The sequence below is a fragment of the Streptomyces sp. NPDC092045 genome, assembly GCF_044756005.1.
Classification (GTDB): Bacteria; Actinomycetota; Actinomycetes; order Streptomycetales; family Streptomycetaceae; genus Streptomyces.
Genome location: NZ_JBIVSC010000005.1, coordinates 437,289 through 459,151 on the forward strand (window position 1 = coordinate 437,289; position 21,863 = coordinate 459,151).

Annotated in this window: 18 protein-coding genes, 4 tRNA genes and 1 pseudogene; 16 read left to right on the forward strand and 7 right to left on the reverse strand. The window is 72.1% G+C overall.

The features are described from left to right. The first annotated feature begins 51 nt into the window (after positions 1 to 51). The gene (locus ACIQKA_RS17825) at positions 52 to 891 is read left to right on the forward strand and encodes a DsbA family protein (protein WP_402541463.1); all 840 of its coding nucleotides are present in this window, start codon (positions 52 to 54) and stop codon (positions 889 to 891) included. After that, positions 888 to 1,727 (forward strand): cytochrome c biogenesis CcdA family protein, encoded by an 840-nt coding sequence (locus ACIQKA_RS17830; RefSeq protein ID WP_383433805.1) that lies wholly within the window; start codon positions 888 to 890, stop codon positions 1,725 to 1,727. Before ACIQKA_RS17825 ends, ACIQKA_RS17830 begins: the two co-directional genes overlap by 4 nt. 173 nt (positions 1,728 to 1,900) lie before the next feature. Here the strand turns inward: ACIQKA_RS17830 and ACIQKA_RS17835 are convergent. The 3 genes from ACIQKA_RS17835 to ACIQKA_RS17845 all read right to left on the reverse strand — a co-directional run bounded on the left by ACIQKA_RS17835 (position 1,901) and on the right by ACIQKA_RS17845 (position 2,183). Continuing rightward, positions 1,901 to 1,974 (reverse strand) — tRNA-Phe (locus ACIQKA_RS17835). A gap of 22 nt (positions 1,975 to 1,996) precedes the next feature. Beyond that, a tRNA-Asp gene (locus ACIQKA_RS17840) sits at positions 1,997 to 2,070 on the reverse strand. Positions 2,071 to 2,110: 40 nt separating this feature from the next. Next, positions 2,111 to 2,183 (reverse strand) — tRNA-Glu (locus ACIQKA_RS17845). A 105-nt stretch (positions 2,184 to 2,288) separates the two neighbouring features. Between ACIQKA_RS17845 and ACIQKA_RS17850 the strand changes: the two genes are divergently transcribed. The 12 genes from ACIQKA_RS17850 to ACIQKA_RS17905 all read left to right on the forward strand — a co-directional run bounded on the left by ACIQKA_RS17850 (position 2,289) and on the right by ACIQKA_RS17905 (position 15,453). Further along, positions 2,289 to 2,639 carry a metallopeptidase family protein gene (locus tag ACIQKA_RS17850; RefSeq protein WP_053648331.1) on the forward strand — a complete coding sequence of 117 codons (351 nt, stop codon included), beginning with the start codon at positions 2,289 to 2,291 and terminating at the stop codon, positions 2,637 to 2,639. Between the two features lie 243 nt (positions 2,640 to 2,882). After that, complete coding sequence (locus ACIQKA_RS17855) at positions 2,883 to 3,572, forward strand: hypothetical protein (protein ID WP_402541464.1); 690 nt, start codon at positions 2,883 to 2,885, stop codon at positions 3,570 to 3,572. Between the two features lie 199 nt (positions 3,573 to 3,771). Further along, the gene (locus ACIQKA_RS17860; protein WP_383149258.1) at positions 3,772 to 6,102 is read left to right on the forward strand and encodes a DEAD/DEAH box helicase; all 2,331 of its coding nucleotides are present in this window, start codon (positions 3,772 to 3,774) and stop codon (positions 6,100 to 6,102) included. A gap of 238 nt (positions 6,103 to 6,340) precedes the next feature. Beyond that, the gene (locus ACIQKA_RS17865) at positions 6,341 to 8,539 is read left to right on the forward strand and encodes an FG-GAP repeat domain-containing protein (protein WP_402541465.1); all 2,199 of its coding nucleotides are present in this window, start codon (positions 6,341 to 6,343) and stop codon (positions 8,537 to 8,539) included. Positions 8,540 to 8,791: 252 nt separating this feature from the next. Continuing rightward, positions 8,792 to 8,865: transfer RNA gene (locus ACIQKA_RS17870), tRNA-Lys, on the forward strand. A gap of 346 nt (positions 8,866 to 9,211) precedes the next feature. Then, positions 9,212 to 10,441 carry a helix-turn-helix domain-containing protein gene (locus ACIQKA_RS17875; RefSeq protein WP_391095253.1) on the forward strand — a complete coding sequence of 410 codons (1,230 nt, stop codon included), beginning with the start codon at positions 9,212 to 9,214 and terminating at the stop codon, positions 10,439 to 10,441. Between the two features lie 76 nt (positions 10,442 to 10,517). Then, positions 10,518 to 10,964, forward strand: a complete 447-nt coding sequence (locus ACIQKA_RS17880) for a hypothetical protein (RefSeq protein ID WP_391095252.1) — start codon at positions 10,518 to 10,520, stop codon at positions 10,962 to 10,964. Then, entirely contained in the window at positions 10,961 to 11,176 is a 216-nt protein-coding gene (locus ACIQKA_RS17885) for a hypothetical protein (RefSeq protein ID WP_391095250.1), read from the forward strand. Before ACIQKA_RS17880 ends, ACIQKA_RS17885 begins: the two co-directional genes overlap by 4 nt. A 214-nt stretch (positions 11,177 to 11,390) precedes the next feature. Continuing rightward, positions 11,391 to 12,623, forward strand: coding sequence for a hypothetical protein (locus ACIQKA_RS17890; RefSeq protein ID WP_402541493.1), 1,233 nt, complete (start codon positions 11,391 to 11,393; stop codon positions 12,621 to 12,623). A gap of 106 nt (positions 12,624 to 12,729) precedes the next feature. Beyond that, positions 12,730 to 14,052 (forward strand): nucleotide sugar dehydrogenase, encoded by a 1,323-nt coding sequence (locus tag ACIQKA_RS17895; RefSeq protein WP_391095248.1) that lies wholly within the window; start codon positions 12,730 to 12,732, stop codon positions 14,050 to 14,052. Between the two features lie 32 nt (positions 14,053 to 14,084). Next, complete coding sequence (locus ACIQKA_RS17900) at positions 14,085 to 14,411, forward strand: MazG-like family protein (protein WP_391095246.1); 327 nt, start codon at positions 14,085 to 14,087, stop codon at positions 14,409 to 14,411. A gap of 265 nt (positions 14,412 to 14,676) precedes the next feature. Further along, on the forward strand, positions 14,677 to 15,453 hold the full coding sequence (locus ACIQKA_RS17905) for a DUF3761 domain-containing protein (protein WP_402541467.1): 777 nt from the start codon (positions 14,677 to 14,679) through the stop codon (positions 15,451 to 15,453). Between the two features lie 75 nt (positions 15,454 to 15,528). On the opposite strand, the pseudogene ACIQKA_RS17910 reads toward ACIQKA_RS17905, so the two are convergent. The 3 genes and pseudogenes from ACIQKA_RS17910 to ACIQKA_RS17920 form a co-directional block, all read right to left on the reverse strand. Further along, positions 15,529 to 15,735 (reverse strand): annotated as a pseudogene (locus tag ACIQKA_RS17910) (HAD-IA family hydrolase); the annotation flags it as partial. A 209-nt stretch (positions 15,736 to 15,944) separates the two neighbouring features. Further along, positions 15,945 to 16,856 carry a hypothetical protein gene (locus ACIQKA_RS17915; RefSeq protein WP_402541469.1) on the reverse strand — a complete coding sequence of 304 codons (912 nt, stop codon included), beginning with the start codon at positions 16,854 to 16,856 and terminating at the stop codon, positions 15,945 to 15,947. 755 nt (positions 16,857 to 17,611) lie between these two features. Next, positions 17,612 to 18,223 carry a dihydrofolate reductase family protein gene (locus tag ACIQKA_RS17920; RefSeq protein WP_383436844.1) on the reverse strand — a complete coding sequence of 204 codons (612 nt, stop codon included), beginning with the start codon at positions 18,221 to 18,223 and terminating at the stop codon, positions 17,612 to 17,614. A gap of 347 nt (positions 18,224 to 18,570) precedes the next feature. Between ACIQKA_RS17920 and ACIQKA_RS17925 the strand changes: the two genes are divergently transcribed. Beyond that, complete coding sequence (locus tag ACIQKA_RS17925; RefSeq protein ID WP_383149525.1) at positions 18,571 to 19,947, forward strand: diacylglycerol/lipid kinase family protein; 1,377 nt, start codon at positions 18,571 to 18,573, stop codon at positions 19,945 to 19,947. Continuing rightward, complete coding sequence (locus tag ACIQKA_RS17930) at positions 19,944 to 20,525, forward strand: phosphatase PAP2 family protein (protein WP_366373054.1); 582 nt, start codon at positions 19,944 to 19,946, stop codon at positions 20,523 to 20,525. The genes ACIQKA_RS17925 and ACIQKA_RS17930 overlap by 4 nt, the downstream gene beginning before the upstream one ends. Positions 20,526 to 20,622: 97 nt before the next feature. Here ACIQKA_RS17930 and ACIQKA_RS17935 read toward each other — a convergent pair whose 3' ends face one another. Beyond that, on the reverse strand, positions 20,623 to 21,573 hold the full coding sequence (locus tag ACIQKA_RS17935; RefSeq protein WP_402541471.1) for a sigma-70 family RNA polymerase sigma factor: 951 nt from the start codon (positions 21,571 to 21,573) through the stop codon (positions 20,623 to 20,625). Positions 21,574 to 21,863 lie beyond the last annotated feature (290 nt).

Below are 21,863 nucleotides of genomic sequence, written 5' to 3' on the forward strand. Positions count from 1 at the left end.
CCGTCCTTCCCCTTTCCTTCCCCACTCCTCACGCCTCAGGAGCGCTTCCGCATGTCCACGTCCTCCTCCAAGACCTCCGCCAAGTCCCGGCCGGTCGCGATCGTCGCCGGGGTGGCGGCCGCCGCCATGCTGCTCGGCGTCGTCTCGTACACCGCCACCAAGCCCGCGTCCCCCGGTGCCTCCGGCTCGTCCGCCGTCGCGGAGGTCTCCGCCGACCCGGCCGCCGGCGTCTACCCCGAGCTGGAGGCGTACGCGCGCCGCGACGCCTCCGACGGGCTCGCCCTGGGCCGGGCCGACGCGCCCGTGGTGCTCATCGAGTACGCCGACTTCAAGTGCGGCTACTGCGGGAAGTTCGCCCGGGACACCGAGCCGGTCCTGGTGGAGAAGTACGTGAAGGACGGGACCCTGCGCATCGAGTGGCGCAACTTCCCGATCTTCGGCGAGGAGTCCGAGGCCGTCGCCCGCGCCTCCTGGGCGGCCGGGCAGCAGGGCCGGTTCTGGGAGTTCCACAGGGCCGCCTACGCGGAGGGCGCCAAGGAGAAGGGCTTCGGGAAGGACCGGCTCGCCGCCCTCGCGAAGGAGGCGGGCGTCCCCGACGCGGCCCGGTTCGCGAAGGACTCCGAGGGCGCGGCGGCCCGCGCGGCCGTCGGCGAGGACCAGGAGCAGGGCTACTCGCTCGGCGCCACCTCCACCCCGTCCTTCCTCGTCAACGGGCGCCCGATCGCGGGCGCGCAGCCCCTGGAGGCCTTCACGGAGGCGATCGAGGCGGCGGCCAGGACGGCGAAGACGGCGAAGAAGCAGCCCGCGAAGCCCTCCGCCGCGGGGACCCCGTCCGGGACCCAGTCCGGGACCCCGTCCGGGACCGGCGCCGCTTCCGGGGCCGGGCAGTGACCTCCGGCATCGGCTACTTCGCCGCCTTCCTCGGAGGGCTGCTCGCCCTGCTCAGTCCGTGCAGCGCCCTGCTCCTGCCGGCCTTCTTCGCGTATTCCGTCGACACGCGCGCGAAGCTGGTCGCCAGGACCGGCATCCTCTACGCGGGCCTGGCGACCACCCTCGTCCCGCTCGGGGCGGCCGGCTCCTTCGCGGGCCGGTTCTTCTACGGCCACCGGGACCTGCTCGTCACGGTCGGCGGCTGGATGATCATCGGACTCGGCGTCCTCCAGATCCTCGGCCTGGGCTTCGCCTCCCGCCGGATCGCGGAGGCGAGCGGCCGCATCAGGCCCACGTCGGCGGTCTCCGTCTACGCGCTCGGCCTGGTCTACGGCCTCGCGGGCTTCTGCGCGGGCCCGATCCTCGGCAGCGTCCTGACGGTGGCGGCGCTGAGCGGCAGCCCGGCGTACGGGGGCCTGCTCCTCGCGGTGTACGCGCTCGGGATGGCGGTGCCGCTGTTCGTCCTGGCGCTGCTCTGGGAGCGGTACGACCTGGGCCGGCGGCGCTGGCTGCGCGGACGGCCCCTCCGCGTCGGCCGGTTCGCGCTCCACTCGACCTCGGTGCTCTCGGGCCTCTTCTTCGTGCTCCTGGGCGCGCTGTTCCTGGTCTTCGACGGGACGACCGCGCTGCCGGGCCCGCTGTCGGTGGACGACTCGTTCGCCGTGGAGGAGCGGGTGGCCGCGCTCGGCCGGGCGGTGCCGGACTGGGCGCTGCTCGCCGCGCTCGTGGCCGTGGCGCTGCTGTTCGCGCTGCGGGGCCGGTGGAGGAGCCGTACGGAGGAGCGCGAGGAGGCGTGACGCGCACGGGGGAGGGGCGCGGGCGCCTTCCCCGTACCGCCGCCGTTCCTCGTCCTGCCGTCGTGATCCTTCGCCGTGTTCTTCGTCGGGTCCTTCGCCGTATCCTTCGTGGCTTCTCGGATCTCCCGGTACACGAAGAAGGCCCCGTTCTTTCGAACGGGGCCTTCTGTTTGTGGCTGGGGCCGGGGTCGAACCGGCGACCTATCGCTTTTCAGGCGATCGCTCGTACCAACTGAGCTACCCAGCCACGAAGCTGTTTCCAGCTTCAGCGACTCTGACGGGACTTGAACCCGCGACCTCCACCTTGACAGGGTGGCGAGCTAACCAACTGCTCCACAGAGCCAAGCTTGTGCGCGATCACTAGTCTCGCACACGGTACTGCGTGCCCCCAACGGGATTCGAACCCGTGCTACCGCCTTGAAAGGGCGGCGTCCTGGGCCACTAGACGATGAGGGCTAGGGGCTCACCTGGGCGCTTCATCAGCGCGTCGGGGACGTGAGAAGCATATGGGATGTCGGCCGCTATCGCCAAAACGGTTTCCACCCGGGGGAGAATGGGCGCGTGCTGGAGATGACGCGTGAGGAGTTCGAGGAGCTCGTCGCCGAAGCCCTGGACCGGATCCCGCCGGAGCTGACGCGGCTGATGGACAACGTCGCCGTGTTCGTGGAGGACGAACCGCCCTCCGACGATCCCGAGCTGCTCGGGCTCTACGAGGGGACGCCGCTGACCGAGCGCGGCGAGTGGTACGCCGGGGTCCTGCCGGACCGGATCACGATCTACCGGGGGCCGACGCTGCGGATGTGCGAGTCCCGCGAGGACGTGGTCGCGGAGACCGAGATCACGGTGGTGCACGAGATCGCCCACCACTTCGGGATCGACGACGAGCGGCTCCACGCGCTGGGCTACGGCTGACGCGCACGGCGTCACGGCCGACGGCCAGGGCGCTCTGCGGTCGGCGGCCACGGCTGACGCGTGCGGCCGGAGGGGGCGGTCTTCCGCGCGGGGAGCGGCCCCGCGCGGGGCGGGAGCGGCTCCACGAATGGGGGCGCGGGCTCCGTTTCCCTTGGGCGGGGGCCCGTGTCCCTTGCGGGGGCAGGGGAGTTGGGCAGTGCGACGCGTTCCGTTCCTGCCTGTTGTGCCCTGGAGGTGCCCCCCGTGCGCCATTTGCCCACCCCGGCGAGATGGATCGCCACCGCGCTGACCGTCGCGGCCTGTGCCGGTCTGAGCGGCTGTATGAGCGTGAGCGACGACGGGGCGAAGCCGGGGCCCGGCGCGTCCGGCGGGAAGCGGGGCGTGGCGGCCGAGTCCGACGGTGGCGGGGGGCTTCCGGACGGCGGCGGTTCCTGGGGCGGCCGGTCGGACGGGGGTGGGCCGGACGTGACCGGATCGGGCGAGGGGGCGCCGGTGCCGAGCGGCTCGCCGTCCGGCAGCGCGCACTCCGCGGAGGGCTCGCTCCCGCCGGGCGTCGGCCCGTCCGGCGGGACGGCGAAGCCGCAGCCGTCCGGCGGCGGCCACGAGACGGCGGGCGGCGGTACGGGCAGCGGCGGCGGGACCGGCGGAAGCGGGGACGGGAGCGCGGGCGGCGGGAGCGGCGGAGCCGGCGGCGGGACCGGGGGGCCGGGCGGCGGGGGCACGCCCGCCCCGGAACCGACGCCGCCCGTCGACCCCACGCCCGAGCCGCCGGCCCCGACCCCGGAGCCGACGCCCGAGCCGACCTCGGACCCGACCGATCCGCCGGTGCCCGGCCCGGACGTCCAGCTGGGCGCCATGCGGGCGGCGGGGGCGGAGGAGGGCGCCGAGGTGGCCTCCGAACCGGTGGCGTCCCCGCAGGTGGGACCGGTGTGACGGAGTCCGATTTGCCATAGGTGGGGGAGAGTGCGTATGGTGGTAGATCGTTTGATCCCATTGCCCGGCGCCGACACAGAAGAGCGCCGTGTGGCGCGTACTCTCCCTAGCCGTGGCTGGACCGCATCGAGGCGGTCGATTTGCGAAAACACGGAGTTGACGGGCGCGTGCCGAGACTCCGGAAGGTTTCGCATTTCGCATGTCCATTTTCAGTTCTGACCACGCCGTCATGCCCGAGAACGACGAGATCGTCGAGGCCGCGGAGGCCACCGAGACCGTCGCGATCGAGGCCGAGGCCCAGGCCCTGATCGAGGCCGACGCCCTCGCCGAGGCCGAGGCCGAGCTCCGGGCCGACGACTCCGCCGAGGAGTCCGAGGAGCCCGCCGAGCCCACGATCACCTTCGCGGACCTCGGTCTGCCGGAGGGCGTCGTGCGCAAGCTCGCGCAGAACGGCGTGACCACCCCCTTCCCGATCCAGGCGGCGACCATCCCGGACGCCCTGGCCGGCAAGGACATCCTCGGCCGCGGCCGCACCGGCTCCGGCAAGACCCTCTCCTTCGGTCTGCCGCTCCTCGCCACCCTGGCGGGCGGCCACACCGACAAGAAGAAGCCCCGCGGCGTCATCCTCACCCCGACCCGTGAGCTCGCGATGCAGGTCGCGGACGCCCTCCAGCCCTACGGCGACGTGCTCGGCCTCAAGATGAAGGTCGTCTGCGGCGGTACGTCCATGGGCAACCAGATCTACGCCCTGGAGCGCGGCGTCGACATCCTCGTCGCCACCCCGGGCCGCCTCCGCGACATCATCAACCGCGGCGCCTGCTCCCTGGAGGCCGTGAAGATCGCGGTCCTCGACGAGGCCGACCAGATGGCCGACCTGGGCTTCATGCCCGAGGTCACCGAGCTGCTCGACCAGATCCCCGAGGGCGGCCAGCGCCTCCTCTTCTCCGCCACCCTGGAGAACGAGATCGACAGCCTGGTCAAGCGCTACCTGGTGGACCCCGTCACGCACGAGGTCGACCCGTCCGCCGGCGCCGTCACCACGATGACCCACCACGTCCTCGTCGTGAAGCCGAAGGACAAGGCCCCGGTCACCGCCGCGATCGCCGCCCGCAAGGGCCGCACGATCATCTTCGTCCGCACCCAGCTCGGTGCCGACCGCATCGCCGAGCAGCTCCGCGAGTCGGGCGTGAAGGCCGACGCGCTGCACGGCGGCATGACCCAGGGCGCCCGCACGCGGACCCTGGCCGACTTCAAGGACGGCTACGTCAACGCGCTCGTCGCGACCGACGTCGCCGCCCGCGGCATCCACGTCGACGGCATCGACCTGGTCCTGAACGTGGACCCGGCCGGCGACCACAAGGACTACCTGCACCGCTCGGGCCGCACCGCCCGTGCCGGCCGCTCCGGCGTCGTGGTCTCCCTGGCCCTGCCGCACCAGCGCCGCCAGATCTTCCGCCTGATGGAGGACGCGGGCGTCGACGCCTCGCGCCACATCGTCGGCGGGGCCGGCGCCTTCGACCCGGAGGTCGCCGAGATCACCGGCGCCCGTTCGCTGACCGAGGTCCAGGCCGACTCCGCGAACAACTCCGCCAAGCAGGCCGAGCGCGAGGTCGTCGACCTCACCAAGCAGCTGGAGCGCCTCCAGCGCCGCGCCGTCGAGCTCCGCGAGGAGGCCGACCGCCTGGTGGCCCGTGCCGCCCGCGAGCGCGGCGAGGACCCGGAGGCCGCCGTGGCCGAGGTGACCGAGGCCGCCGAGGCCGAGGTCGCCGCCGCGGCCGTCGAGGCCGAGCGCGCCGCGCGTGCCGAGGAGCAGCAGCGCCGCGAGGAGCGTCCGTCGTTCCGCGACGAGCGGGGCAACTTCGAGCGCCGCGACCGCGGTGGCGACCGTGGCGGCGACCGCGGTGGGTTCCGCCGCGACGACCGGGGCGGTGACCGTGGCGGCTTCCGTCGCGACGACCGTCCGTCCGGTGGCTTCCGCCGTGACGACCGTCCGTCGGGCGGCTTCAACCGCGACGACCGCGGTGGCCGTTCCTTCGAGCGTCGTGACAACGACCGTCCGTCCGGCGGGTTCCGCCGCGACGACCGCCCCTCCGGTGGCTTCAACCGCGACGACCGGGGCGGTGACCGTGGTGGCTTCCGTCGCGACGACCGTCCGTCCGGCGGGTTCCGCCGTGACGACCGTCCGTCGGGCGGCTTCAACCGCGACGACCGCGGCGGCCGTTCCTTCGAGCGTCGTGACAACGACCGTCCGTCCGGTGGCTTCCGCCGTGACGACCGCCCCTCCGGCGGCTTCAACCGCGACGACCGCGGCGGCCGTTCCTTCGAGCGCCGTGACAACGACCGCCCCTCCGGCGGCCACCGCGGCAGCGACCGTCCGTTCAACCGCGACCGCCGCGACGACCGTCCGGCCGGCGGCTTCCGCTCGGGCGGCGACCGCCCGTACGGCCGCCGCGACGACCACCGCGGCTCCGGCCCGGCCGGCGGCTCCTTCCGCCGCGACGACAAGCCGCGCTGGAAGCGCAACGGCTGACCTCCCGCGCGAGGCCCCCGCAGGACCCTGAACAGGGCCCGTACAGCACTCCGGTGCCGTACGGGCCCTGTTCCTTTGAACCCGTTCGAAAATCTCTTTTCCCCTGCGTGAAGGGGCTGTTACGCTCCCCTCACTTGCACGGGGGGTTCGCAAGGACGGGGCACGCGATCGCGCGTTGCCGACCGCGGCACGAGGTGCCGCGTCCCCTCCGTGCGCCCATCTCATGCATGGAGACGACGTGAACCACCACGTTCGGCCCCGGAGGGCCGCTCTTCGCCGCGTACTCGGCGCCGCGCTCGTACCCGTCGTCGGCATCGGCGTCGTGGCGACCGCCGCGCCCTCCGCCTTCGCCGCCCCGGCCGGTTCCGCCGCCGCCGCTTCCACGGCCCTCGACCCGTGGGCGGCGTCCACACCGCTGTCGGACGGCACCGGCCAGGACGGCGTGCTCGACCTGGTGACCGCGGAGAACGGCGCGGTCGTCGCCCTCACCTACCGGGGGACCGCCGACCACAAGACGTACGAGCTGAAGGCCCTGGTGCGCCCGGCGGGCAGCACGGTCTGGGGCGCCCCGCAGCTCCTCGGCACGACCGCCGAGTACCCCCAGAGCGCCCGGCTCGGCGTCTCCGCGGACGGCGCCGTCGTCGCGTCGTGGTCCGGGGGCACCCCCTGGGCGGCGGGCGACACGTTCCGGATGTCCGTGCTCGATGCCGGCGCCACGACCTGGTCCGCCGTGACCGACGTCCCGGCCCCGGGCTCCCTCGGCGTCAAGGTGGCCGGTTCCCCGTCCGGCAGGCTCGTCGCGGTGTGGGGCAAGCCGTCGGGACGCACGAGCGCCGTGTACGCGTCGGTCCGTACGGCCCCCGGCCAGGCCTGGTCGGACCCGGTCCGGCTGAGCGAGGACCTCCCGGACGCCGAACTGGTCTACGAGCCGGAGCTGGCCGTCTCGGACCAGGGCACGGCGACCGTGGCCTTCGGCCAGTACGGCGGCGAGAAGGGCGCGGTGAAGGTCACCGAACTGCCCGCGGACGGCACGGCCTGGACCGCGCCGGTCACCGTCTCGAACCCGGACGTCTACGCGAGCGCCCCGACCCTCGCGCTCGGCGAGGACGGGCGTGCCGTGCTGGTCTGGTCGAACCGGAACGCCCCCGGCGGCTCGGAGACGACCCAGGCGTTCGCCCAGCGCGCGGCCGGAAGCACGGCCTGGAGCGCCGAGGAGCCGACCGGCGGCTTCACGGCCGGCGGCTGGCGGCAGGTCGTCGTCGGACCCGAGGGCGACGTCACCCTGCTCAGCGTCCCGTACGACGAGGCCTCCGGCTTCCACGCCCGGACCGTCACCCGGTCCGGGGCGACCGGCACCTGGTCCCCCGTGAAGTCCCTGTCCACGGGCTACGTCCCGGACGACCAGTTCGACCTCGCGGTCGGCCCGGACGGCGGCGTCCACGCGATCTGGACGCAGGGCATCGGCGAACACCGGAAGGTGATGGCGTCCTCCCGGGTGAACGGCGCCTGGTCCGCCACCCCGACGCCGCTGAGCACCAACACCGAGGGCTACGCGCTCGGCCGGGTGACCGCCGACGCGGCCGGCCGGCCCGTCGCCGCGTGGGAGCAGAGCGTCGGCGACGCCTTCCAGCTGCGCACGGCGACCACCGCGCCCGCCGCGCCCCAGAAGCCGCTGCCCGCCTGGCGCGACGTCAGCGGCGACGGCAAGGGGGACCTGCTGGCCCTCGCGCCGAACGGGACGCTGGTCGTGCGGACCGGCACGGGGACCGGCGGCCTCGACACGGGCGCCTCGGCGGCGGGCTGGCCGGCGACCTCGACGGTGGTGCCGTTCGGAGACCTGTCGGGCGACCGCTGCAACGACCTCCTGGTGCGGGACGCCGCGGGCGCGCTGGCCCGGTACGACGGCGGCTGCGGCAAGGCGTTCGCGCCGAGCGGGGCGAGGACGGCGCTCGGCGGCGGCTGGCAGATGTTCAACAGCCTCACCGCTCCGGGCGACCTGACGGGCGACGGCCGGGCGGACCTCCTCGCGCGCACGCCGGCCGGCGAGCTGTTCCTCTACCCGGACAACGGCACGGGCAAGTTCGGGGCGCGGACGCCGATCGGCGGCGGCTGGCAGATGTTCGACACGATCGTCGGCGCGGGCGACCTGAACGGCGACAAGATCGGCGACCTGCTCGCCCGGGACACGGCCGGCGTGCTGTGGCGCTACTACGGCACGGGCAAGGGCACGCTGTCGGCCCGCTCGCAGATCGGCGGCGGCTGGCAGGCGTACGACTCGCTCGCGGGCATCGGCGACTTCACCGGCGACGGCAAGGCGGACCTCGTGGCCCGTGACACGGCCGGCGTGCTGTGGCGGTACGCGGGCACCGGCGCGGGCGCCTTCGCCGGCCGGGCGCAGATCGGCGGCGGCTGGCAGATGTACAAGACGCTGTCCTGACGACCGGGGCCGGTGCCGGTGCCGGTGCCGGTACGGAAACGCGATCCGTACCGGCACCGGCCTCCGGTCTCCGTCGGTGCCGGCCGACAGCCGCCGGCACTCATGGATACCGGCCCTACCTGTCGAACCCCGGCACCCGACCTCTCCGCCTGGCTCCGACACCCGTCGACCGGCGCCCGGCAGGGCCGGTGTCGGATACCCGATCGGCTCCGGGGATCTCTCGGGCTATGCTGCACGGGTGTCTTTGTCCACGGGCCGTTAGCTCAATTGGTCAGAGCAGCGGACTTTTAATCCGTTGGTTGTGGGTTCGAGTCCCACACGGCCTACCGAAAGGCGGGGCAGGAGAAACCTCCTGACCTGCGGCTGAGCGCCCCGACCGGTTTCTACCGGGCGGGGCGCTTCTTCGTGCGGGTGTGGGTGCGTGAGCGGGCGCGGGAGGTTTCGGAGGGACAGAGCCCGGCATCATGCCGACGAGGAATGGCAGAAGGTCTTCGGGATCGCTTCCGGGCGGAGCCGGGAGCGATCCCCGAGAAGGGAAGCGCCGCGCAGGACCGTCGGCTCGGCAACTCTCCCACGCGCACGCAGTGTCCTCGGTACCGTGCTGATGACGAACTCTGCACGGACAGACCGGCGCACCCCGCACGGACGTCCGACGGTTGGGGAGGTGTCCTGATGCTGGAGGAAGCCGAGGAGATCGGTCGGCGCGTTCGCAGGGCGAGGCTGCGGCTCGGGATGCCGCAGGCCGACCTGGCGACGGCCCTGGGGAAGTCGCAGGGCTGGGTGTCGAAGATGGAGCGGGGCCTGATCGAGCTGGACCGGGTCGGGCTGCTCAACCAGGTGGCCGCCGAGCTGCACGTCCATCCGAACGACCTGATCGGGCGCCCGTACAGCAGCTCCCCGGACGACAACCAGTGGCAGGTCGCCGCCTCCTCGATCCTGCGCGAGCTGCGCCGCTACGACCTCGCCCCCGTCTTCGACGGCACGCCCCGGCCGGCGCCGCAGTTGTGGCGGGAGGTGACGCGGCTGCACCGGCTGCGGGACACCGCCTCCAATGTAGCGATCCTCCGCATCCTGCCCGACCTGTTCCGCGAGGCCCGGGCTCTGGCGGAGGTGTCGGAGGGGCACGGGCGGGAGGAGGCGTACGCGATCTACGCGGTGTGCTGCAAGTTCGCCCACACCGCCGCCCACTCCCTCGGCCACCCCGAGCTGGTGGCGATGGCCTGCGAGCGGGCCGCGTGGTCGGCCCGCCTTTCCGGGGACCCGGTGCTGCCGGCGGTCGCGGACTGGATGCGAGTGTGGGACATGTGGGCCACGGCCGACTGGGCGGACGCGCTGACGCTTTCGGACAAGGCGATCGGGTCGGTGCAGCAGGCGTACGAGCAAGGCGATCCGCTGGCCGTACGGGCCTGGGGGACCCTCCAGCTCCGGGCGGCGGTCTCGGCCGCCCGCGCCGGACGCGCCTCGGAGGCGGAGGACCGGATCGGGTACGCGAAGGACGCCGCCGAGCGGATGGACACGTACGCCGGGGCGCCGGTGTACGACCGGCACTCGCTGACGTTCTCCGCCGGGAACGTGCAGATCCACGCGATCAGCGTCGCCCTGGAGATGGGCGAGCAGGGCAAGGCTCTTGAGATTAACCGCCGCACCAGCCCCGAGCTGGTCGGGGCGCTGCCCCACTCCCGCCAGGGTCACCACCACATGGACATCGCGCGCGCGTGGCTGTGGGACGGCAACCGGGACAAGGCCCTCGGCGAGCTGGAGCGGGCCGAGCGGATCGCGCCCCAGCTCGTACGGAACCACCCCATCGCCCGTTCGACGCTCCGCGGCATCGTCTACGCCGAGCGATCCGCCACGCGCGAGAAGCTTCGGCGCATGTCCGACCGCTTCCACCTGGACGGATAGGGGCGGACCGGAGGCGGACAGGGGTCGTATTCCTCCGGCTCATATTCAGGGGTTCTCCCGTCCTTACCTTCGGAGCATGACCGGACGACTTCTTCCCCATCTTCCCTCGCAGGGAGCCGAGTTAGGGACAGCGGCTCCCTTCCTCCCTCAGCTCGGAGACCTTGCCGCCGACACCGCCCGGGACGGCCGTGTCGGCGTCGTCGTCGCGCTGCCGGGCGAGGGCTCCACCACGACCTACCACCTGCGTCCGCCCGGCGGTGGGCCCGCCTGGACCGCGCCGGCGGACGGCACGACGCTGCGCCCGGTACCGGCGCGAGCCACCCACGCGACGCTGATGCCCGGCCGGGACGCGATCTACGACCCGCGCGCCCGCCAGGGCTCGGTGCCCGTCGAGTTCCACTTCGAGGACGGCTCGACCTGCGAGGCGGCCCTCGTCCTCACCTCGGTGGAGCTGGAGCGGCTGTACGCGCAGACCAGCCGCCTCCTCGACACGCACGAGAACGCCCTGGGCGGCACCTCGTGAGCGGGACCCGTCGCCGTCAGGCGCGGTCTGCCACCCTCGTACGGCATGACCGCAGCGACCGGTTCGCGCTCGTGTTTCTGGCCCTCGCCGGTCTGGTGGGGCCGGCCTGGGCCCTTCGCGACCAGGCCGTCCAGCTCGTCGGCGACATGAGCCACCGGCCCGCCGTCGCGGCTCCGGACGCGAGCCTGCCTCACCTCGTCCCCAGCCGCTGAGACGCGCCTTCGGCCACTGAGACCGCTCCGGCGCCCGAGCTGCCTCCCCGTGCCCGGCCGCCGGAGCCCTCCACGCCGCCCTCCCGTCCGGGCGGCGCGCAGGAAACCGCCCCGCTCCCATGCGGCCCCCGTGGCTTCGGCTGCCGGGGGTGGGGCGGCTCGTACCTCTCGCACGGTCCTGGAACATCCACGCGTGATTCCCCAGGGAGGGTTCGTGGACATCCCGTACATCGTCGTCGACCAGCTCGACCCCGATCAGCAGCAGATTTGGAAGGCGTACTTCGGCGACGCCGACCGTCCCCGCTACGTCGAGGAGGGCATCTGGCGCCGCACCCAGGAGAAGGCCACCGCCGGCCAGTCCGGCTGGGCGGGCTCCGGGGACGCCCGGCGGCGGATCATCCACTACCGGTACCGGTACGGCCTGGTGCCGACGACCGCCGCCCCGGCGATCGGCCTGACCGACCTGTACCTCTACCACTCCGCGTCCGCCCCGGCCGGGGAGATCACCGCCCACCACGACGCCCTGTGGGCCTCGCTCGCCGTCGGCGGCTGGAAGACGGCGCCGGGCGGAGCCCTCTGGACACGGCGGGACCTGAGGTGCCGGATCACCGAGCACGACGTCCACCCGCAGGACGCCGCCGCCGGACGCGCGCTCCCGGGCGGATACCGGACGCTCGACGTACGGATCACCTCCGCCGCGTACGCGCCCCCGCCCTCGGTGCGGCAGCTCCCCTGGAACGTGCTGTCCACCGGGATCCGGGTCAAGGACCGGCCGGGGACGGCCACGCGGATACCGGACCTGTCCGTGCTCGCGGACCTGCGGCCGTTCCAGGTGGAGATCGGCTGCGGCACGTCGGTCGAGGCCGGCATCCCGCCCCTGCACCGGCTCCACGAGATCTACCGGGTCACCGACCGGCAGGGGCACGAGCCGCGCGAGCACCGCTTCACCCTCTCCCCGGCCGCGGACGCCCTGCTGCACGAGGTGCTGACCGAGCCGGAGGAGAAGACGGCGGAGTTCGTGGAGATGTTCCGCGCCTGCTTCCTGGCCGAGCCGACCCCGGCCCTGTGGGCGCTGAAGGAACTGAAGGACGCCGGTCACCTCGTCGGGCCGGTCATCACCCACAACTTCGACGTCCTGGCCGCCCGTGCCGGGCTCGACGAGTGCTTCATGCGCCGCTACGACCAGGCCGTGCCCGACGTGGAGTGGGTCAACGACGCCAAGGCCCTTCTGGTGGTCGGCCTGCACGCCGACCGGCGCAGGGTCCAGGCCCGTGCCCGCGAGCGCGGCATGAAGGTCGTCTACCTGGACCCGGAGGGGTTCTGGCACGACGGCGCGTTCCTGCCGTACCCGCTGGAAGGGCCCCAGGACGGTGACCTGGTGTGCCGGGCGACCGCCGCCGAGGCGCTGCCCGCGCTCGTCAACCTCCTCAAGCAGCAGACCGGTTGATCCACCTGCACGAAGAGGGCTGCGCCGGATGCGGGCGCTAGCGTGACGCACCCGGCCGGCCCGGACTCCCCGGGTGGGCGAGAACAGGGAAAGGAGCGTCGGCCCCATGCGCGTATCCGTCATCGGCTGCGGCCACCTGGGCATCCCGCACGCCGCTGCTATGGCCGAGATCGGCCACGAGGTCATCGGCGTGGACCTGGACCAGGCGAGGATCGACCGTCTCAACGCCGGTGAGAGTCCCATCTACGAGGAGGGGCTGCCCGAACTCCTCGCCGCCCACACCGCCTCCGGGCGGCTGCGCTTCACCACAAGGCTGGCCGAGGCCGCCGAGTTCGCCGACGTCCACTTCCTCGCCGTGGGCACCCCGATCGACGCCGACGGACGGAGCTACGACACCGGCCAGGTCTTCGGCGCCGCCCGCGCCCTCGCCCCGCACCTGACCCGCCCGACCGTCATCATCGGCAAGTCCACGGTCACCGTCGGCACCACCCGCGACCTCGCCGCCCTCCTCGCCCGGCTCTCCCCGGCCGGCGAGGAGGTGGAGGTCGTCTGGAACCCCGAGTTCCTGCGCGAGGGCCACGCCATCGACGACACGCTGCGGCCCGACCGGATCGTCGTCGGCGTCCCTTCGCCCCGCGCGGAGGACGCCGTACGCGAGGTCTACGCGCCGCTCCTGGCCAACGGCATCCCGCTGTTCGTCACCGACCCCGCCACCGCCGAACTCATCAAGGGCGCCGCCAACGCCTACCTCGGCATGAAGATCTCCTTCATCAACGGCGTCGCCGACATGTGCGCCGCGGCCGGAGCCGACGTCCAGCAGCTCACCGAGGCCATCGGCCTCGACCCGCGCATCGGCCGCGGCGGCCTGAACGCCGGACCCGGCTACGGCGGCGGCTGCCTCCCCAAGGACGTCCGCGCCTTCACCGCCTCCGCCCGCACCCTCGGCGCCACCGAGGCGGCGACCCTCCTGCGGGCCGCCGAAGAGGTCAACGAATCCCGTCCCGCCGCCGCCCTGAAGCTCATCGAGCAGACCCTCGGACGGCCGGTCGACGGCGTCCGCGTCACCGTCTGGGGCGCCTCCTTCAAGGCCGGCACCGACGACGTCCGCGAATCGCCCGCCCTGGCGGTGGCCGCCCTGATGCACCAGCGCGGCGCCACCGTCACCGTCCACGACCCGCATGCCGTGCACACCGCGCTGCGCCGCAATCCCGAACTCGACTACGCCGACACCCTCGACGACTCCGTCCGGGACGCCGAGCTGATCGTCCTGGCCACCGAGTGGCCCCACTTCCGCGAGGCCGACCCCAAGGCCCTCGCCTCCCTGGTCGCGGACCCGGTCCTCGTCGACCTCCGCAACCTCATCGACGCCGACGCCTGGCGCATGGCCGGATGGACCGTACGCCAGCTCGGACGCCCCGCCCAGCGATAACCGACCTATCGACCATCGACCGGAGGTCCGCCGTGGACACCCTGTGGGACGACATCGAGAAGCTCTCCGCCGTCTGCCGAACGGCCGGCGCCCACCTGCCCGACGAGGAACTCAAGAGCCTCCAGGTCGGCAAGGTCGCCGAGGAGGCCGGCGAGGCCATGCACGCCCTCCACGGCCTGAAGGGCCTCACCACCTGCGGCGACGACCACGCCTGGCCCGAGGTCCAGAACGACCTCGTCGGCGCCGTCATCGCCGCCCTCCTGGCCATGCACTACATCGACCCCACGGGCGCCCGCGCCACCTTCGAGGAGATCTTCTACCGGCGGACGCGCAGGGGGAGGGAGGCGGCTGCGGCCTGACAACCCGACCGCATCACGCCCGTGGCCGAGCCTTACGAGGGCTCGGCCACCGGCATGTGTTCCTGAAACAGACGGAGGCGGCAGCGGCAGGGCCACTCTCCATTCCCCTTGATTTCGTTGAACGGTCACCTAGGTGGCCATACGTGGCTAAAGTCGTCGCCCTGACAGCTCCTGCTCCCCGCTGTACAGGGGTGTCGGCTCACGGCCGGAGCAGGGCTATGCGCGCGGAGGGAACGCGCGATTCCTAGCAAGGGGGAACCCGTAGGTGGCCCAGAACCAGAGACCTCAGCCGACGGCGGAGGACAAGAAGAACACCCGAATCGGCTGCGGCATCATGCTGGCCGCGCTTCTCGTGGTCGGCGGATGCAGTGCCCTGATCAATGACGACAACGACTCGTCGTCCGCTTCTTCTTCGACCTCGTCATCCGCGTACGACGACAAGGCGACGCCCCTCGAGGTCGGCGACTTCGTCGGCATGGACCTCCAGACAGCGCAGGACTCGGCGCAGGCCGGCGGCATTTACCACCTGGACTCGACAGACGTGAGCGGCCTGGGCCGCCAGCAGCTCCTGGACCGCAACTGGACGGTCTGCGCCCAGGCGCCTGCCGCCGGCACGACCATGAGCGCCGACGCCACGCTGACGTTCGACACCGTCAAGTCCAGCGAGGGCGAGACCTGCGACGACCCCACAGGGATCGGCAGCAGCGAGGAACCCGTCACGGATGATTCCTCCGCCACTTCCGGTGCAGAGGACCCCGGCATCTGGGACGGCTCCGACGAGGCGAGTTCCTCCACCGGTACCGACACCGGAGATGCCTCCAGCGACGACTCGTCGAGCAGCAGCTCCAGCTCGTCAACGGGCAGCACATCCTCACCGGAGAGCGACTCCGGCTCTTCCGCGACCTCGGATGACTCGCCGCAGGCGCCCGCGGGCGCCACCGCCCAATGCCACGACGGTACGTACAGCTACTCCGCGCACCGGCGGGGCACCTGCTCACATCACGGCGGCGTCGCCGTCTGGCTTGCCAGCGTTCCCTCGTAAAGAAGGAAGACGAAGCGATTGGATCACTCCCCCGACGAACCGAGCTGTCAGCCTTTGATCAGGCCGCAGTTGGACTCACGTGACGAGCGCCGCCGTCACGCCGAGAAGTGTCTCCAGCTCGGCCACGGCCGTGTCCTCGTCCGTCGCGTGGACGGTGGTGATGCCCAGTTCGGCGGCCGGCGGCAGGTTCATCGCGTGATCGTCCACGAAGACGCACCGCTCGGCCGGCACACCGATGAGGTCGAGAGTGACCCGGTAGATCTCCGGGTCGGGCTTGGCCAGAGCCCCATCAGCTCGGATTGGACGCCTGGCGGAGGCGGCGCTTGACTTCGCTGGTTGCTTACCGTCGTGGTGGGAGGCGGTGCTGAGGCAGTCACCTTACTGGCGAGCAAGGCGCCCATACGGCATCCCTTCCTCAGTGAGATGGGAGCTTAGCGCGAGACCCTTCTCTTGCGAGGCCATTTCTACGCGCGATAACAATCAACATGGTCTTACTTCGTTGACGTTGAGGGGAAGGCATCGCCGACCGGCCAACATTCGGACAGGCCGAGAGCAGTATGGACTGGGAAGGCCGCTGGTCGGCGCTCGACCCGGGCGCCGACCAGTTGTGCAGTTGCCCATGTAGAGAGAACGGGGGTCGGAAGCGACTTGGGGTGGGGGCTATGCCACAGGACTGGTGTGTTTCTCGCCCAGGTCCAGGGTGCCGGGTTATCGACAATGAGCACGCCGCTGACCCGACTGTGAGGGTGATCGCGAGTGGCGGGCCAGTAGCCATCAGACATTCTGCCGAAATCCGATGAGGTGTCCTGCGCATACTCGACCGAGCTCCCGAACAATGCAGTCTCAGTTTCCTCATCGCTAGGAAACACGGCCGCGTTTCCAACCGCCACGATAAATGGCAGCGCCAGGTCTCCATACTTCCCGCCCTTCCTCTTTACCGCATCAAAAACCTGATTCGATTCGTCGTTGAGGTCTATGGCGGGATGGATGCCCATCGTCCTGCTCGTTGGATCGCCTCGCTTACCTGGACTGCGGGGAATTGCCTTGAACACGAGGCACCAGCCAGCTTCCTGCCAGGTGTGCCTGGGCAGCGGTACCTTCTGCTTGTACGAAGCAATGACTTGGTCGGGATCCAGACTTGCGAGCCACCGAGTCAGTCCGGCCTTGAGTCGCTTCTGTGATGGTGCTGCCGATCCTGTCCTATCAATCTCGCATGCAACGAAAAAGTTTGGACTCGGAACGCCGTCAATAGCATCGGATATTTGAGGCGGGAGTGAACCAGATGCGGAATCACCCAGACGCTGGGCCGTCCAGATTGCCTCAACAACGAATTTTTCGCCGTTGAGGGAAACTAGGAAATCGGGGTTCTTGCCGCGAGTTCCTATTTGATTCTCGATTTCCACGGTGCAACCGGATCCGAGTAGCATCTCGTGTAGATAAAGTTCCCACAGTGCAGAGTAAACGTTGGTATCTGAATTCCCGTCCAGTAGCCGACTGCGCAGGCTTTTGTGGGCATGTACCGGGAAGTGAAGAGACCACTCGTTGATCACATCTCTGACTTGGTCCCAGAATGGACCGGCGACCCTCTGGAGGAACTCCGCATGTGGCTCTGCGGCTCGTTTCGGTGACGTATCGGTACGAGTTTGGCTCCTGTATACGACCATGACCAGCGATCATAGATCGTCCTGAGCGGGTGTCGCGCGAAAATTATCGTCAGATGACACGAAAGCGACGCCGGGACACTGCCTTTCGGTGTCCCATCTGTCGGGTGGTTAAGTAGGGGAAGGCAGGTCAGGACGGCGCGTCCTGACGGAGCCGTTCAGAGTGTGAAGTGAAGCCGTGACCGGAGCCGTGCTGGCACAGAGCGTCGGCTTGATGCGTGAGCGGACGCTCCGGCACAGCCCGGTTCCGTCCGGATCGCGCGGCACCGGGCAGCCCGTCCGACCAGGCCGTTCCGGACGGAGCAACATCGGCCGACATCAGTCACCTGGTCCTGACCAGGACTTTTAATCCGTTGGTTGTGGGTTCGAGTCCCACACGGCCTACCGAAAGGCGGGGAGGGTTCTCCCCGGTCCGCCGAGAAGTGCCCCGACCGGTTTCGACCGGCGGGGCGCTTCGGCGTTTCCGGTCGGCGGTTCTTCGGGTGGCGGGTTCCGGGTCAGTCGTTCTTCGGGTGGCGGTTCTCCGGGCGGCGGTAGACGCAGACGTTCGCGCCGTGGGGGCTGGTGGTGGTGGAGACAGGTTCGAGGGTGCGCAGGACGCCGTCCGCGGGGAAGATCGACTTTCCGCCGCCGAGGAGCACCGGCATGACGACCAGGCGGAGTTCGTCGACCAGGTCCTCGGCCAGGAGCGTACGGACGAGGGTGGCGCTGCCCAGGACGAGGAGGTCCTCGCCCGGGGCCTCGTGGAGTTCGCGGAGGCGGTCCACGGCCTTGTCGCCGTGGATGAGCCGGGTGTTGTGCCAGCCGAGGTCGGCCTCGCCGAGGGTGTCCGAGACGACGTACTTGGGGAGCGCGTTCAGGTGGTCGGCGAAGGGGTCGCCGGCCCGCTCCGGCCAGGCGGCCGCCATCGCCCGCCAGGTGCGGCGGCCGAAGAGCAGCGCGTCCGCCCGCTCCGTAGCCTCGGCGAACGCGCCGCCCACCACCTCCGGGTCGAAGAAGGGGTGCGACCAGCCCCCGTGGGCGAAACCGCCGTCGGTGTCCTCCTCCGGGCCGCCCGGTGCCTGGACGACGCCGTCGAGGCTGATGAACTCGCTGATGACGATGCGCATGGGGTTGTCCTCTTCCTGGAGTGCCGGGGGTGCCGGGGTACTGGGTGGGTCCGGGACGGCCGGACGCCCGGGGGCCCGGACTTCCGTGGTCGGGTTCCGATTCTTCGGGAGTTCCGGGTTCTCTGGGGGGCCGGAGCCCCCAGGCCCTCCGGGTACCCCTGTGTCTTCCCTGATTCCCCGGACTTTTCGGGTTCCTTCTCCGCAGTGGGGTAGGAAAGCCGCGGGGCACGGGAGGGAAGGCGGCCCGGCGATCGGCGGAGGCCGTTTCCGGGAGGCCTTGCGCCGAACGGCTTCGTCCGGGGCGCGTGGCGTCGGGGCGTGGGGAAGGGTGGAGACGGAATGTGGAGGTGGGGACGGTGACGGCGAGCGGAACCGGTGGTCCGACGAAGGCGGCCCGACGGCTGGCGCGCTGTGCGCTGTTCGTGGCGGTGGCCGCGGTCCTGGTGCTGCTGACGGCGCTGGGCGGCGGCGGTGCCCTGATCCTGGTGAGCGGGCTCGCGGGGCTCGCCCTGTCGGCCGTGGGCATCTGGTGGTTCCTCGCCCACCGGGGGCCGCTGAGGGCGCTCGGCGCGCTGCTTGCGGTGGCCGCGCCCGCCGCGGTCCTCACCCTGTACGTCGTCGGAGGCGTCTGGCTGAACGCCCTCGTGGCCCTCGCGCTCTGGGGCGTGGCCCTGTTCTGCGCCCGGTCCGCCCTGCGCCGCCCGGAGCAGGACGGGGCCGAGGTGATGCGGGGCGAGCCCGCGGCCCGGCCCCGGAAGCCCGTCCTGATCATGAACCCGAAGTCCGGCGGCGGAAAGGTCGAGCAGTTCGGGCTGGTCGAGCGGGCCGAGAGGCTGGGCGCCCGGGTGATCCTCCTCGACCCGTCCGCCGACACCGACGTCACCGCACTCGCCGAGCGGGCCGTGGCCGAGGGCGCCGACCTGCTCGGCGTGGCCGGCGGAGACGGCACGCAGGCGCTGGTCGCCGCCGTGGCCGCCGACCACGACCTGCCGTTCCTCGTCATCTCGGCCGGCACCCGCAACCACTTCGCCCTGGACCTCGGCCTCGACCGCACCGACCCGTCGACCTGTCTGAACGCCCTGACCGACGGCGAGGAGCTCCGCGTCGACCTCGGCACGGTCTCCGGCCGCGCCTTCGTCAACACCGTCTCCTTCGGGGTCTACGCGGACGTGGTCCAGCACCCCGAGTACCGCGACGCGAAGGCCGGCACCGCCCTCGACGCCCTGCCCGACCTGCTCCAGGGCGGTGACGGCGACCGTGTCGACGCGGTCGCCGACGGCACCCCGGTCGACGCGCAGCAGGCGCTCCTGGTCAGCAACAACCCGTACGCCACGCCCGATCCGCTCAGCGCCGACCCCGCCCGCAGACCCCGTCTCGACGGGGGCGAGCTCGGCGTGATCGGCGTCCGGGTGGAGGGGGCGATGCAGGCCGCCGAGCTGGCGGTACGGGGGTCCCAGGCGGCCGCCCTGAGCATCCTGACGGCCCGTAGGGTCGAGGTCACCTGTGACAGCGGAGACGGTCCCATCTCCGTCGCCGTCGACGGCGAGGCCCTGACCCTGCCCACCCCGGTCGTCTGCACCCTCCGGCCGCGCGCCCTGCGGGTGCTCGTGCCCCGCGACCGGCCGGGCACCACGCCCCCGCGACCGCCCCTCGACTGGCGGCGCATCACCGAACTCGCCTTCCACACCCACCCGCACCACCGACCTCCGAGGAGCGGCGCATGACCCACGACACGCCCACCATGACCGCCGAGGCGGTCCTGCACGACCTGCGCGCCGTCGACGGCGCCGTGTACGCCGCCGTGGCCGCCACGCCCACGCCCACCCTGGACACGGCCCTCCGCCGGCTCTCCAGGACGGCCGACCACTCCAAGATCTCCCTCTCCGTCGCGGCCGTGCTCGGCCTCTTCCCGGGCCGCCCGCGCCGGGCCGCGCTGGCCGGGGTCGGGGCGATCGCGGTGGCCTCGGCCACGGCGAACCTGCTGGGCAAGCGGCTCGTCCGCAGACCCAGGCCGGACCGGGAGGCGGCCCGGGTGGTGGCGGGGCGGCACGTGCCCATGCCCGACTCGGCCTCGTTCCCCTCGGGGCACACCGCGTCGGCGGTCGCCTTCGCCACCGCCGTGGGAGTGGTGCTGCCCGCCGCCGCCGTGCCCCTCGGGATCCTGGCGTCGACGGTGGGGTACTCCCGGGTCCACACCGGTGTGCACTACCCGGGCGACGTCGCCGCGGGCGCCGTCCTCGGTGTCGCCAGCGCCGCCGTCTCCCTGACGGTCGGCGCCTCCCTCGCCCGCAGGCGGGGGTAGCGGCCGGAGGGGCCGGGGAGCCACCGGGGAGGTCGGAGGCCAGGAGGCGTCAGGGGGCCGGAGGTCGGGAGGCGCCAGGGGGGGCCGGCCGGGAGGGTCAGTACTCCGCCCGGGACAGTTCCTCCTCCGTGAGGCCGAGCGTCGCGAGGCGTTCCGGGTCCGCCAGGATGTGCAGCTCGACGATCCGGTTCCCGGCGACCGTGAACACCATGAGCGCGGTCGGGTGTCCGTCGACGACGGAGAGGACCGCGGGATCGCCGTTGGCCACGACCCACAGCGTCGCCTTCCGGAACCTGGAGTACGCGAGGGCCTGCGCGACGACGGTCTCGGCGCCCCGCACCAGCTTGGAGACCGAGGGCATGAGCCGGCCTCCGTCCGCGCGCAGCACCACGTCCGGGTCGAGGACCGCGAGCAGGCCCTCGAAGTCGCCGCCGTTCGCGGCGGTGAGGAAGGCGTCGGCGACCTCCCGGCGCCGGCGCGCGTCCGGAGCGGGGCCGGGGGAGGCGTCCCGCACCCGGCGGCGGGCGCGGCTGGCGAGCTGGCGGGTCGCGGCCGGGCTGCGGTCCACGACCTCCGCGATCTCGTCGAAGGAGACGGCGAACATGTCGTGCAGGACGAACGCGAGCCGTTCGGCCGGCGACAGTGCCTCCAGGACGACGAGGAGGGCGAGGCCGACGGACTCGCCGAGTTCGGCCGCGCGCTCCGGGTCGGTGGCCTCGGCGGCGCCGGCGGCGTCCCCGACGCGGATCACGGGGTCGGGGACGTGGTGCTCCAGCGGGGACTCGCGGCGCGAGCCGCGCGAGCGCAGCATGTCCAGGCAGACGCGGCCGACGACCGTGGTCAGCCAGGCGCTGAGGTTCCGCACCTCGCCGACGTCGGCGCGGCTGAGCTTGAGCCAGGCCTCCTGGACGGCGTCCTCGGCCTCGCTCAGCGAGCCCAGCATCCGGTACGCCACCGCCCGCAGGTGCCCCCGGTCGGCGTCGAAGCGCCGGGCCAGGAGTTCCTCGTCACCGTGCGTGCCTCTGTCCCCGTCCCCGTTCCCGTTCACGTCCTTGTCACCCTCCGCGCCCGTGCCCGCGTTCGTGCCCGCGCCCGTGCCTGTGCCCGCGCCCGCGTTCGTACCTGTGCCCGCGCCCGTGCCTGTGCCCGCGCCCGCGTTCGTGCCTGTGCCTGTGCTCGCGTTCGTGCCCGTGCCTGTGCTCCTGCCCGCGCCCATGTCCGCGTTCGTGCCCGCGTCCCTGCCCGTGTTCAACGGTCGGTCTTCCCCTTCGCGTCCCGTCATGACTCCATGACGGATCGGATGCCGTCCGTGTGACAGGGAGGAGCGGTCCGGGAGCC

What these genes read in the sequence shown, in the direction of transcription:
- ACIQKA_RS17860 (WP_383149258.1), top strand. Translation starts at nt 3,772, where the DNA reads ATGTCCATTTTCAGTTCTGACCACGCCGTCATGCCCGAGAACGACGAG.
- ACIQKA_RS17825 (WP_402541463.1), top strand. Translation starts at nt 52, where the DNA reads ATGTCCACGTCCTCCTCCAAGACCTCCGCCAAGTCCCGGCCGGTCGCG.
- ACIQKA_RS17875 (WP_391095253.1), top strand. Translation starts at nt 9,212, where the DNA reads ATGCTGGAGGAAGCCGAGGAGATCGGTCGGCGCGTTCGCAGGGCGAGG.
- ACIQKA_RS17895 (WP_391095248.1), top strand. Translation starts at nt 12,730, where the DNA reads ATGCGCGTATCCGTCATCGGCTGCGGCCACCTGGGCATCCCGCACGCC.
- ACIQKA_RS17930 (WP_366373054.1), top strand. Translation starts at nt 19,944, where the DNA reads ATGACCCACGACACGCCCACCATGACCGCCGAGGCGGTCCTGCACGAC.
- ACIQKA_RS17920 (WP_383436844.1), bottom strand. Translation starts at nt 18,223, where the DNA reads ATGCGCATCGTCATCAGCGAGTTCATCAGCCTCGACGGCGTCGTCCAG.
- ACIQKA_RS17880 (WP_391095252.1), top strand. Translation starts at nt 10,518, where the DNA reads ATGACCGGACGACTTCTTCCCCATCTTCCCTCGCAGGGAGCCGAGTTA.